This window comes from Aquimarina sp. AU474, assembly GCF_900312815.1.
Lineage (GTDB): Bacteria > Bacteroidota > Bacteroidia > Flavobacteriales > Flavobacteriaceae > Aquimarina.
The window spans coordinates 296,217-309,754 of sequence record NZ_OMPE01000007.1; the positions used below are offsets into that span (position 1 = coordinate 296,217).

Below are 13,538 nucleotides of genomic sequence, written 5' to 3' on the forward strand. Positions count from 1 at the left end.
TAACATTTTATTATCTTTGAATATTATTTGTGCTGTGATTTTTTATAATCAATCACCGCAAATACAACGTATTTATTGATTTATGAATATATCTGTGGTCATACCGCTGCTTAATGAGCAGGAATCACTTACCGAATTATATAATTGGATTGCAAAAGTTATGCAATCCAATTCTTTTTCTTACGAAATTATGTTTATTGATGATGGTAGTACAGATGGTTCTTGGGATACGATTACAGCATTATCGCAAAAAGATCCAAATGTAAAAGGTATTCGGTTTTTAAAAAACTTTGGTAAATCACAGGCCCTACATGCCGGATTTGGTGAAGTAACAGGTGATGTAGTGATCACTATGGATGCCGATTTGCAGGATAACCCCGAAGAGATCCCAGAGCTATATGATTTGATCACCAAAGATGGATATGATTTGATTTCGGGTTGGAAGAAAAAACGATACGACTCGGTTATTGCAAAAAATTTACCTTCAAAATTATTTAATGCAGCCGCAAGGCGTACTTCTGGGGTAAAACTACATGATTTTAATTGTGGTTTAAAAGCGTACAAAAATCTTGTAGTCAAAAATATTGATGTGCATGGAGAGATGCACCGTTATATCCCGGTACTGGCCAAAAATGCAGGTTTTACCAAAATTGGAGAAAAAGTAGTACTGCACCAAGCTCGAAAATATGGTAAAACCAAATTTGGAATGAATCGTTTTGTAAATGGTTTCCTGGATTTGATTACGATTTGGTTTATGTCACGCTTTGGCAAACGACCCATGCACTTTTTTGGATTAATTGGTACCATATTATTTATCGTTGGGTTTTCGTTTTCGTTATACTTAGGTATCGATAAACTTTTTATAGAAACAAAAGGAAGATTGATTGCGCAACGACCAGAATTTTATGTAGCTTTAACTTCAATGATCTTAGGAACTCAATTTTTTCTTGCTGGATTTTTGGGAGAAATCATTTTAACCAGTAAAAGAAGTAAAGAACGCTATAAAATCTCAGATACATTACACTTGTCATAATAGTTACCCCAACACAGGATGACAGCTATATTCTTAGCCTCTCGCCAAAAAAATAAATTGTATTTTTGAAACCAAAATTATGTCTATGCAAATCACAGATTCAGAGATAAATAACAGGATTAGCGAATGGTTAACTCCAGTTTTTGATGAAGAGACACAAAACGAAATCAAGCACCTACAAACCAGTGCTACAGAACAACTAACAGAAAGCTTTTATAAAAATCTCGAATTTGGTACCGGTGGTATGAGAGGTGTTATGGGCGTAGGTACCAATCGCATCAATAAATATACTCTGGGTAAAAGTACTCAAGGATTAAGTAATTATTTGATCAAACAATTTGCTGGTGAGCAACCCAAGGCAGTTATCGCTTATGATTGTAGAAACAACAGTGATACACTTGCGCAAATCGTAGCTGATGTATTTTCGGCAAATGGGATTAAGGTGTATCTGTTTTCAGAATTACGCCCTACCCCCGAGTTATCTTTTGCAGTAAAAGAATTAGGATGTCATTGCGGTATTGTACTTACTGCAAGTCATAACCCTCCAGAATATAACGGGTATAAAGTGTATTGGCAAGATGGTGGGCAATTAGTGCCACCACAAGATGGTGAGATTATTGAAGAAATTAATGCATTACAATACGCAGATATACGATTTGAATCCAATGCAGATCTTATACAAAAAATAGATAAAGCTGTCGATGATATTTTTATTGAGGAAAGTGTAAAAAACGGAAGTTTTGCTGCTTCGCAAGAGGCCAAAGATAATACAACCATTGTTTTTACATCACTACATGGCACATCGATTACGGCAGTGCCCGAAACATTAAAAAAAGCAGGGTATAATAATGTACATATCGTACAAGAGCAGGCCGAACCGGATGGTAACTTCCCAACGGTAAAATCACCAAACCCCGAAGAGCCCGAAGCATTAACTATGGCAATGCAGCTTGCAAATAAGGTTAACGCAGATATTGTGATTGGTACCGATCCTGATTGTGATCGTTTGGGGATTGCAGTGCGTAATAATCAAGGAGATTTAGAATTACTTAACGGAAATCAAACCATGGTGGTAATGACCTGGTTTTTATTAGAACATTACAAAAACACCAAAGGTCTTAATGCTAATGAGTTTATCGCTTCTACCATTGTATCTACTCCTATGATGCGAAGTCTGTCTAATGCATATGGAGTTACCTATAAAGAAGTACTCACAGGTTTTAAGTGGATTGCAAAACTTATTAATGATTTTCCTGAAGAGCATTTTATTGGTGGTGGAGAAGAGAGTTTTGGATTTATGGTTGGAGATTTTGTAAGAGATAAAGATGCCGTAACTTCTACCTTATTAGCTTGTGAAATAGTCGCTTTTGCCAAAGCCCAAGGAGGTTCTTTTTATAATACCTTATTAGAACTATACACCAAACATGGGTTTTACAAAGAGCATTTGGTGTCTTTGGTAAAAAAAGGAATGGATGGTGCTGCAGAAATCAAACAGATCATGATTGATTTAAGGAACAATCCCCCTTCTTCTATTAATGATCAAAAAGTAGTTTTAATTGAAGACTATCAAACCAGTATTGCAAAAAACACTCAAGACAGATCAGAGAGTGCTATTGATACTCCAAAATCTAATGTGCTTATATTTTATACCGAAGATGGAAGCAAAATAGCAGCAAGACCCAGTGGAACCGAACCAAAAATTAAGTTTTACATTAGTGTGCAAGATACACTTGACGATTTGTCAGGTTTTGAAACTGTGGAACAAAAACTGGATAGTAAAATCATAGCCATCAAAAAAGATTTAAGATTAACCTAAATAACAGTTGTTTCTGTATATAATCATTAATGAATTACTTTAAACAAATTCTTCGCTTTGCGAAACCATATAGGATATATGCTATCCTAAATATTATTTCTAATATTTTTTATGCATTATTTGGTACCCTAGCGATGGTATCTTTATTTCCTATGCTTAATGTTTTATTTGATAAAACCAAAAGGGTATCAGAACAACCCAAATGGGAAGGTATACTTAAAGTTAGAGAATACGCCGAAAATTATTTAAATCATTTTGTAACTCAAAAAGCAGAACAAGGTAATGAGGATGTACTTATTTTTATGGTAGTCTTGGTGATCAGCATGTTTTTTCTAAAAAATATCTTTAGTTACCTAGCTATGTATTTTATTACATTCTTAAGAAATGGTGTTTTAAAAGACATACGTAACGAATTATACAAAAAAACAGTAGAGCTTCCGCTCTCTTTCTTTTCCGAAAAAAGAAAAGGAGATACCATTGCCAGAATTTCTACAGATGTTCTAGAAATACAGCATTCTTTCTTATCCATACTAGAACTGATTGTAAGAGAACCATTAATGATTTTATTTACCATTTTTGCGATGCTCTTAATTAGTCCTAAGCTTACTTTATTTGTCTTTGTATTTATACCGGTGTCGGGGTTTTTAATTTCACTAGTAGGAAAAAAACTAAAAAAACACTCGGATAAGGTGCAAAAAGAACAAGGGTATTTTTTATCTATTGTAGAAGAAACTCTAGGAGGGTTAAAAGTAATCAAGGGGTTTAACGCCGAAAAAATATTTGGCAATAAGTTCAAAGATTCTACCGCTCGCTTTTACAACTTTTCTAATACCCTACTAAATAGGCAAAATCTAGCCTCTCCTACCAGTGAATTTTTGGGTATTACGGTTATAGCTATATTATTATGGTATGGAGGACAAATGGTATTGGTAGAAAAAACTCTAGATCCAGGGCTTTTTATTGTATACATGGGATTAGCCTATAATATATTAACTCCGGCTAAAGCAATATCAAAAGCTAGTTATGGGGTAAAAAGAGGTAATGCCGCTGCAGAGCGTGTATTAGAAATATTAAACATGCCTTCGCCTTTACAGGATAAACCAGGAGCAAAAGACATAAAAGAATTCACAAGCAACATTAATATCGATAACATTTCTTTTAAATATGAAGACGATTATGTGTTGCGCAATTTTACTTTACAAGTACCCAAAGGTAATTCAGTAGCCCTAGTTGGGCAATCTGGAAGTGGTAAATCTACTATAGCGAATTTGGTTACACGTTTTTATGACGTAAATGAAGGCGCTATTAAAATAGACAATACAGATATACGAGATGTTACCAAAACATCTCTTAGAGGTATGATGGGATTAGTAACTCAAGATTCTATATTGTTTAACGATAGCATCAAAAACAATTTATTAGTAGGTAATGAACATGCATCAGACGAAGAAATCCTTGATGCTCTTAAAGTAGCCAATGCTTGGGAGTTTGTAAAAGACTTACCCAAAGGTATAGAAACTAATATTGGAGATAGCGGTAATAAACTTAGTGGTGGTCAAAAACAACGTTTATCTATTGCCAGAGCGGTACTAAAAAACCCGCCTATAATGATATTAGATGAGGCTACCTCTGCCCTAGACACCGAAAGTGAACGATTAGTACAATCGGCTTTAGAAAATATGATGAAAAATAGAACTAGTATAGTGATTGCCCATAGGTTATCTACAATACAAAATTCGGATTTAATCGTTGTAATGCAAAAAGGTGAAATTGTTGAAAAAGGAACTCACGACGAACTCATTTCTAAAAATGGTGTGTACCAAAAATTGGTAAACATGCAATCCTTTGATTAAAAACTAATTGATTACCAAATATTTAAAATGAAAAAAGAGTGCTGTCGCACTCTTTCTCTTCACACAAATCATCTTAATTTAGGGGCTTATTCTAAAATTAAAACTCACTCTTATTAAATTCTTTCACCTTGGGGAAAATGAAAGCGTTAATTCATTATTACTCTGTAAAGATACAATATATTTTGTATTCTCCAAATAAAAATTGCTTTTTATCTATAAAAAACACATTTTAACGTTTTTATAATTCATTACAATAACATAATTGTAATTTAATTCCTACATAACATAAAGAACTTAAAACCTCTATAAATGAAAAAAGAGTGCTGTCGCACTCTTTCTCTTCACACAAATCATCTTAATTTAGGGGCTTACTCTAAAATTAAAACTCACTCTTATTAAGGTACTTTCATCTTGGGGGAAATGAAAGTGTTAATTCATTATTACTCTGTAAAGATACTACAATAATTTAATTCTCCAAACAAAAAGTGTATTTTATCTAAAAAAAACACATTTTAACGTTTCATTTGTTAAAAATTAACTCTTTTTGTAATCTTAATCTTACAAATTGGTATTTCATTTCAAAATATATGAAATGAAAAAAGAGTGCTGTCGCACTCTTTCTCTTCACACAAATCATCTTAATTTAGGGGCTTACTCTAAAATTAAAACTCACTCTTATTAAAGTGCTTTCATCTTGGGGGAAATGAAAGCGTTAATTCATTATTACTCTGTAAAGATACTACAATTTTTCAGTTCTCCAAACAAAAAGTGTATTTTATCTATAAAATTAGTAAATAATCATCATTTTTAACATTTATTCTTACAAATTCCTACAATTAATAATGGTTTAGTTTATTTTCATATTTATTTTCATATTTATTTTAAACCTTTTTTATGTACATTAGTCTAACAGATTAGAACAGATCATATTCCTAATCAAAAAAGAATTATATCATTGAATAGTAAAGAGGAAGAACACCTACTCATTTCTCTGCAATCCGATAAGGATATTAATGCAGCCTTTACCCAATTAGTGCGTTTGTACAAACAACGTCTATACTGGCATATACGTAATATGGTTAAAAATCATGACGATGCTGATGATGTGCTACAAAATGTCTTTATTAAAGTATACAAGAGTATTAAAAACTTTAAAGGTGATAGTAAACTATATTCATGGCTATATCGTATAGCTACCAATGAATCCATCACTTTTTTAAATCAAAAAGCTAAAAAATACAATATTAGTAATGAAGAACTCAGTCAACAACTCATACAAAATCTTGAAGCAGATATTTATTACGAAGGAGATGAAATACAAAAGAAGCTTCAAAACGCCATAGCGACATTACCTCAAAAGCAGCAATTAGTATTTAATATGAAATATTTTCAAGAATTAAAATATAGAGAAATTTCAGAAATTTTGGAAACTAGTGAGGGAGCTTTAAAGGCTTCGTATCATCTTGCTACAAAAAAAATAGAAGAATTTTTAAAAACTAACTAAACCTTTTTACTTTTAGACAGTCATATATATAGTGAAAAAAGATAAGTTACATAACGACAAAGGTGGTTTTAAAGTACCAGAGGATTACTTTACTTCTTTCGAAGAGAAGCTTTCGCAAGCCATATCTTCAGAAAATAGTGAAGAATCAATATTAGATACCCTAAAAAGCACAGGAGATAAAGTTCCCAAAGGTTACTTTGATGCGGTAGAAGAAGAGATATTACAAAAAACTATTGGTGTACAACCCAAAAGTAAGGTTATTGCCTTGTTTTCTAAACGAAATATCTTATTTGTTTCTGGTATCGCAGCAATGATCGCTATTATTATTTCGTTATCTATAAATACAGAATCAAAAATAAATTTTGACGATATCGATATTGCCGATATACAAACGTATTTTGATGACGGAAATATAGAGTTAAGTGATCAAGAGATGGCTTCGTTATTAGGAGAAGAACATAACTACACAGAAACCTTTGAGGATGAGTTAGTAGATGATGACGATTTATTAGAATATTTATCCGAAGAGGATAATATAGAAGATGAGATTATATTTGTGGATTAATTGACCACAGTAAACATTGAAATAGAAACATGAAAAAGAACATATTACTTATTTGTTTAATTTGCTTATCGTTTGCTTCCTTTGCTCAAAAGAATGGCCCTCGAGAAAGAATGAAAGCTTTTAAAATAGCCTATATCACCGAGCAATTAAACCTAACAAGCAAGGAAGCTCAAGAATTTTGGCCCATTTATAACGCACATGAACAAACTGTAGGTAAACTTAAATCTACAGGGCGTCGATTAATAAAAAATGTAAAAGAAGCCCATAATGGAGCCGTTGGTTTAAGCGACAAACAAGCAGGAGATTTTTTGGATCAATATCTTGAAGTAGAAGAACAAAAATCTACTACTCGTAAAAAACTAATAAAAGACCTTAAGCAAATTTTACCTAATAAAAAGATTCTAAGACTTATTAAGGCCGAAAATGATTTTAACAAACGTATACTTGATAAAATTCGAGAACGACGGAGAAATAAGAATTAACAGATTTCTACAAAAAAATTAAAAGAGAGCGTTATGCTCTCTTTTTTATTTAAAGGTCAATTTAGCTATTCTATTCTTACCAGCGGCAATAGCGGTGCTATCATTAATAAATCGTAGCGTATAAAAACTCTCTTTGCTGAGTTCTTTCCAAAGCACTCCCCCATTATTTGAAATTGATATCCCTGTAAAACCAACGGCAACCATCTCATGACCTCCACTGTTTGGAATATAACGCACACAACTTTTATAACCAGGTTCTTTTTGATCTGCAATTAATTGCCATGTTCTTCCACCATCCTTTGTTATGGCTTTATTTCCTTTGTTATTTTCGGGTTGTGTATAATCTCCTCCAAAAATAACTCCATTACTTTCATCATAAAATTGCAAAGAATATCCTCCTGTTGTAGCAGTGCCTTGTATGATAGGCGTATCAAAAACCTGCCACGTTTTTCCTTTATCAGGAGAATAAAACACCCTAGATTTCATACCCCCAGAAATAATCCAGGTATGCTCATCAACAATACTAATATTACCATTACTGGCCGCAAAAGCCGCTTCTCTCATAACTGTAGCCGGAAGATTTGTACACGGTGTTTTTTGCCATGTTTCTCCCCCATCTCTTGTTATAATAATGGATAAACAACCATTTGTAGGATCACCCATAGCAATTCCTTCTTTATCATTCCAAAAAGCTATAGCATCATAAAACACTTTCTCATGAATCTCTTTATATACTATTTTCTCTGTCTTATCTTTTATATCAATCTTTCTTAATCGTGCCGGGGAACCTATACTTAGACTATAAAATGCCCGATCAGAAAAAGTTACAGCCCGTTGTTCGGTAATCCAATTATCAACATTTTGAGCAGAATCGGTCACCTTAAATTCATGAAACACCACATCATCATTCTTTAGATTCAAAAAACCATATCCCTTATTATATCCAAAACCAATTAATGAGTCCTTATATATGTCTATAGCTCTAACACTAATAGAATCTTCAACAAGTATCTGTATATCGACCTCAGAAAAATTATGTGTTACACTTTTGCTTTTTTCACCACAAAAAGATAAAAAACAAGCAAGTAATACTAAAATAAATAGTCTCATTCTCAATAATTTTACCCAAATATAACGGTATTTGACAACAAAGGTCTACCTTTGCAAACCTTAAAAAAAATACGATGCGTTTACATAGAAATCTTGTCTTTGCTGTAATTGATGGACTACATGAAATATTCAATGAAGGTGCTTATGCAGATAAAGTTGTACAAAAGCTTCTTAAGAGAGATAAAAGATGGGGTTCGCGCGATAGAAGTTTTGTTGCAGAAACGGTATATGAAATCGTAAGATGGAAAAGACTTTATGCCGAAATTGCAGAAGTAAGAGAACCGTTTTCTAGAGAAAATCTATGGCGAATTTTTGCGGTATGGGCTACACTAAGAGGTATACCATTACCCGATTGGAAACAAATTGTCCCTACTCCTACCCGTCGTATCAAAGGTCGCTTTGATGAATTAAGCAAAATAAGAAAATATAGAGAATCTATTCCCGACTGGATGGATCAATTGGGTGAAAAAGAAATAGGAAAAAAGTGGGAGCCCGAAATCAGTGCGCTTAATCAACAAGCCCCAGTAATCCTTAGAGTAAATACACTAAAGATATCAAGGGATAAGCTAAGAAGTGTACTTGAGGATGAGGATATCGATACCGAATTTATCAAAGGGTACACCGATGCTTTAAAATTAGTTGAAAGAACAAATGTATTTAGTACCGAAGCTTTTAAAAGTGGTTTTTTTGAAGTACAGGATGCCTCGTCTCAATTAGTAGCCGATTTTCTTGATGTACAACCTGGGCAACGTGTAGTAGATACTTGTGCCGGTGCAGGCGGAAAAACGCTTCATTTGGCTGCTTTAATGCAAAATAAAGGTCAAATTATAGCGATGGATATTTATGCAAACAAACTTAAGGAGCTTAAAAGAAGAGCCCGAAGAGCGGGAGCACATAATATCGAACCCAGACCTATAGAAAGTACAAAAGATATTAAAAAATTATACGGTAAAGCTGATCGCGTATTAATCGATGCTCCTTGTAGTGGATTAGGTGTTTTGAGTAGAAATCCAGATGCTAAGTGGAAATTACAACCAGAGTTTCTTGACAAAATAAAACAAACACAGTCTGAAATACTAGAGAGCTATTCAAAAATGGTTAAGGCCGGTGGTAAGTTAGTATATGCTACTTGTTCTATTTTACCATCAGAAAATCAGGATCAGGTTAATAACTTCTTAGCAAAAGAAGCAGGTAAAGATTTTACATTAGTAAAGGATAAAAAAATACTATCACATCAATCTGGTTATGACGGTTTCTATATGGCATTACTAGAGCGTAAAGCTGATTCTTAATTGTTCAAAAACTAGTGAATAACTCAACTATTGATTCTCTATTTTATATAGTAATTTACATATAAAGTAGTAAATTTGCAGCTTAATAAAAAACAACACAAATAATCGAAGTATGATTCATTTCTTCGGAAACCCAAACGAGAAAGTATTTGCAGTTCAAACCAGCAGTGAAATCTCTCCTGAAAATATTAAAAAACTCATATGGTTATTTGGCAACCAACCTAAGGTAACATCGGCGTCTATTGACGCTTTTTTTGTTGGTCCACGTGCCGCTATGATTACTCCTTGGAGTACTAATGCCGTAGAGATTACCCAAAATATGGGAGTCCAAGGAATTATACGAATTGAAGAATTTAAGGCAATCTCTGAAACATATACGGATTTTGACCCTATGCTTTCTCAAAAGTATAATGGTTTAGATCAAAATATATATACTATTGATGTCGAACCAGAATCTATTTTAGAAATTGAAGATATTGCAGCGTATAATAGTAGTGAGGGCTTAGCACTAAATGATGAAGAAATTGCATATCTCGAAAATGTTAGTAATAAAATAGGGCGAAAACTTACTGATTCTGAAGTTTTTGGATTTTCTCAAGTAAACTCTGAGCATTGCCGTCATAAAATATTTAACGGAACCTTTATTATTGACGATGTAGAACAACCTTCTTCATTGTTTAAATTAATAAAGAAAACTTCAGAAACGCATCCAAACGATATTGTTTCTGCTTATAAAGACAATGTTGCTTTTATTAAAGGACCTAAAGTAACGCAGTTTGCTCCAAAAACTGCAGATAAACCAGATTTTTACGAAGAGAAAGAATTTGACAGTGTAATTTCGATTAAAGCTGAAACACATAATTTTCCTACCACGGTAGAACCATTTAATGGGGCTGCTACAGGTTCTGGAGGAGAAATTAGAGATCGCCTTGCCGGAGGAAAAGGCTCTCTGCCACTTGCGGGAACAGCTGTATACATGACTTCGTATTCTAGACTGGAAGAAAATAGACCTTGGGAGCAGGCAATGCACGAAAGAAAATGGCTCTATCAAACTCCCATGGATATTTTGATCAAAGCATCAAATGGAGCTTCTGATTTTGGTAACAAATTTGGACAGCCTTTAATTACAGGTTCTGTACTTACCTTTGAACATGAGGAAAACGCCCGTAAACTCGGTTTTGATAAAGTAATTATGCAAGCCGGAGGAATAGGATATGGTAAAGCCAATCAAGCCTTAAAAGATGAGCCCAAAACCGGTGATAAAATCGTTATTTTAGGTGGTGAAAACTATCGTATTGGTATGGGTGGTGCAGCAGTATCCTCTGCAGATACAGGAGAATTTAGTAGTGGTATAGAATTAAATGCTATTCAACGTTCTAATCCCGAAATGCAAAAACGTGCTGCAAATGCCATCCGCGGAATGATAGAAAGCGAAGAAAACACAATCGTATCTATTCATGATCATGGTGCAGGAGGACATTTGAATTGTTTGTCAGAACTTGTTGAAGAAACAGGTGGTAAAATAGATCTAGATAAATTACCTGTAGGGGATCCTACCCTATCTGCAAAAGAAATTATCGGAAACGAATCTCAAGAAAGAATGGGATTAGTTATTGGTCAAAAAGATATCGAAACATTGGAGCGTATTGCAGAACGTGAACGATCACCTATGTATCAAGTAGGTGATGTAACTGGTGATAATCGATTTACCTTTACATCCAAAATCAAAGGAGATACTCCTATGGATTTGGCTCTAGAAGATATGTTTGGCAGCTCTCCTAAAACCATAATGAATGATCAAACGATAACAAGAAATTATACCGACATCAATTATGACGTAAATAATTTTGAAGCTTATCTATCTCAAGTATTACAACTAGAATCTGTTGCATGCAAAGACTGGTTAACAAATAAAGTTGATCGTTGTGTTGGAGGGAAAGTCGCAAAGCAACAATGTGCTGGACCATTACAACTACCATTAAATAATTGTGGTGTGATGGCCTTAGATTATAATTCTACAGAAGGAATCGCAACTTCTATCGGACACTCCCCTATTTCTGGCTTAATTAATCCAGAAGCAGGAAGTAAAAACTCTATAGCCGAGGCGTTGACCAATATTATTTGGGCACCGCTTAAGGATAATTTACAATCGATTTCTTTATCGGCCAATTGGATGTGGCCTTGTAAAAATGAAGGAGAAGATGCCCGTTTGTATAAAGCTGTTAAGGCTATTTCGGATTTTGCTATCGATCTTGGTATAAATGTTCCCACGGGTAAAGATTCTTTATCTATGAAGCAAAAATATCCTAATGAAGAAGTTATAGCTCCAGGAACAGTAATTATATCTGCTGCTGCTAATTGTAACGATATCAACAAAGTTGTTGAGCCAGTATTAAAGAAATATGGTGGAGATATTTATTACATTAATATGTCTCAGGATAAGCATCAATTAGGAGGTTCTTCTTTTGCTCAAATACATAACAAAATTGGTACTCAAGCACCAAGTATCAATAATGCTTCAAGTTTTAAGAATACTTTTAACGTTATTCAAGATTTAATTCGTGAAAATAAAATTGTTGCTGGTCATGATATAGCCTCTGGTGGATTAATTACTACTTTACTAGAACTTTGTTTTGCAGATGTGAATCTAAGCGCAAAACTTGATTTAACGAGCATTGGAGAGTCTGATTCTGTAAAACTTTTATTTGCCGAAAACTCAGGAATAGTATTTCAAAGTGCTCCTAATTCAAATATCGAAACAGTACTTTCTGAGCATGGTATTGAATTCTTCAATATTGGGAAAGCTCAAGAAGGGACTTCGGTACACATTACAAACGGAAGTGATACTTTTGATTTGGATATTGAGTCGCTAAGAAATATATGGTACAGAACATCTTACCTTTTGGATCAAAAGCAAACTGCCAATAATTTGGCCACTGCCCGATTCGAAAATTATACCTCACAACCGTTACAGTATTCTTTTCCGATACATTTTATGGGTCGAAAACCTATTGTAGATGCATCTAAACCTAGACCCAAAGCAGCGATCATTAGAGAAAAAGGAAGTAATTCTGAACGTGAAATGGCTAATGCCATGTATTTGGCAGGTTTTGATGTAAAAGATGTACACATGACAGATCTTATCTCTGGACGGGAAACCTTAGAAGACATTCATTTTATAGGAGCTGTTGGAGGGTTCTCAAATAGCGATGTATTGGGATCTGCAAAAGGTTGGGCAGGAGCATTCTTATATAATGAGAAGGCAAATACTGCATTAAAAAACTTCTTTAAAAGAGAAGACACCTTATCTGTCGGGATTTGTAATGGTTGTCAATTATTTATGGAGTTAGAAGTTATAAACCCTGATCACAAAACACATGGTAAGTTAGTACATAATGAATCAAATAAGCACGAAAGTGCCTTTACTTCGGTCACTGTACAAGATAACAACTCTGTAATGCTATCTACTCTTGCCGGAAGCACATTAGGTGTCTGGATTTCTCATGGTGAAGGAAAGTTCAATTTACCATTATCCGAAGATCAATATCATATTGTTGCTAAATACGGTTATGAAGCATATCCTTCTAATCCTAATGGATCTGACTATAATGTTGCTATGATGGCAGATAAAACTGGTCGTCATTTGGTAATGATGCCGCATATCGAACGCTCTATTTTTCAATGGAATTGGGCAAATTATCCTCAAGGACGACATGATGAAGTATCGCCATGGATTGAAGCTTTTGTAAATGCAAGAAAATGGTTAGAAAACACAGATAACTCTAATTTTTAAAAGAAATAGAGATTAATATATCAACAAAAACAATAAAAAATTAAGGAGTTGTCAAATTACAGCTCCTTTTTTTATATATTACAGTTGTGT

General features: G+C 33.8%; 9 protein-coding genes. 8 read left to right on the forward strand and 1 reads right to left on the reverse strand.

Translation table 11 applies throughout. From position 1 onward, the window contains the following. The first annotated feature begins 82 nt into the window (after positions 1–82). The 6 genes from DK508_RS08040 (at position 83) to DK508_RS08065 (ending at position 7,253) form a co-directional block, all read left to right on the forward strand. Positions 83–1,033 carry a glycosyltransferase family 2 protein gene (locus DK508_RS08040; protein ID WP_109300227.1) on the forward strand — a complete coding sequence of 317 codons (951 nt, stop codon included), beginning with the start codon at positions 83–85 and terminating at the stop codon, positions 1,031–1,033. 85 nt (positions 1,034–1,118) lie between these two features. Continuing rightward, positions 1,119–2,849, forward strand: coding sequence for a phospho-sugar mutase (locus tag DK508_RS08045; protein ID WP_109300580.1), 1,731 nt, complete (start codon positions 1,119–1,121; stop codon positions 2,847–2,849). Between the two features lie 29 nt (positions 2,850–2,878). Continuing rightward, positions 2,879–4,702: an ABC transporter ATP-binding protein gene (locus DK508_RS08050; RefSeq protein WP_109300228.1), complete on the forward strand. Its 1,824-nt coding sequence runs from the start codon at positions 2,879–2,881 to the stop codon at positions 4,700–4,702. Positions 4,703–5,657: 955 nt separating this feature from the next. After that, the gene (locus DK508_RS08055) at positions 5,658–6,206 is read left to right on the forward strand and encodes an RNA polymerase sigma factor (protein ID WP_109300229.1); all 549 of its coding nucleotides are present in this window, start codon (positions 5,658–5,660) and stop codon (positions 6,204–6,206) included. 31 nt (positions 6,207–6,237) lie between these two features. Continuing rightward, a complete protein-coding gene (locus DK508_RS08060; protein ID WP_109300230.1) occupies positions 6,238–6,771 on the forward strand; it encodes a hypothetical protein in 534 nt (177 codons plus the stop codon). 29 nt (positions 6,772–6,800) lie between these two features. Then, the gene (locus DK508_RS08065) at positions 6,801–7,253 is read left to right on the forward strand and encodes a sensor of ECF-type sigma factor (RefSeq protein WP_160114605.1); all 453 of its coding nucleotides are present in this window, start codon (positions 6,801–6,803) and stop codon (positions 7,251–7,253) included. Positions 7,254–7,298: 45 nt separating this feature from the next. Here DK508_RS08065 and DK508_RS08070 read toward each other — a convergent pair whose 3' ends face one another. After that, positions 7,299–8,363 (reverse strand): oxidoreductase, encoded by a 1,065-nt coding sequence (locus DK508_RS08070; protein WP_109300232.1) that lies wholly within the window; start codon positions 8,361–8,363, stop codon positions 7,299–7,301. A 74-nt stretch (positions 8,364–8,437) separates the two neighbouring features. On the opposite strand from DK508_RS08070, the gene DK508_RS08075 reads away from it, so the two are divergent. Further along, complete coding sequence (locus tag DK508_RS08075; RefSeq protein ID WP_109300233.1) at positions 8,438–9,655, forward strand: RsmB/NOP family class I SAM-dependent RNA methyltransferase; 1,218 nt, start codon at positions 8,438–8,440, stop codon at positions 9,653–9,655. Between the two features lie 112 nt (positions 9,656–9,767). After that, positions 9,768–13,448 carry a phosphoribosylformylglycinamidine synthase gene (purL, locus tag DK508_RS08080; protein WP_109300234.1) on the forward strand — a complete coding sequence of 1,227 codons (3,681 nt, stop codon included), beginning with the start codon at positions 9,768–9,770 and terminating at the stop codon, positions 13,446–13,448. The last annotated feature ends 90 nt before the right edge of the window (positions 13,449–13,538 follow it).

Coding starts and splice junctions, on each gene's coding strand:
- DK508_RS08075 (WP_109300233.1), top strand. CDS start 8,438: ATGCGTTTACATAGAAATCTTGTCTTTGCTGTAATTGATGGACTACAT.
- DK508_RS08045 (WP_109300580.1), top strand. CDS start 1,119: ATGCAAATCACAGATTCAGAGATAAATAACAGGATTAGCGAATGGTTA.
- purL (WP_109300234.1), top strand. CDS start 9,768: ATGATTCATTTCTTCGGAAACCCAAACGAGAAAGTATTTGCAGTTCAA.
- DK508_RS08050 (WP_109300228.1), top strand. CDS start 2,879: ATGAATTACTTTAAACAAATTCTTCGCTTTGCGAAACCATATAGGATA.
- DK508_RS08065 (WP_160114605.1), top strand. CDS start 6,801: ATGAAAAAGAACATATTACTTATTTGTTTAATTTGCTTATCGTTTGCT.
- DK508_RS08070 (WP_109300232.1), bottom strand. CDS start 8,363: ATGAGACTATTTATTTTAGTATTACTTGCTTGTTTTTTATCTTTTTGT.
- DK508_RS08040 (WP_109300227.1), top strand. CDS start 83: ATGAATATATCTGTGGTCATACCGCTGCTTAATGAGCAGGAATCACTT.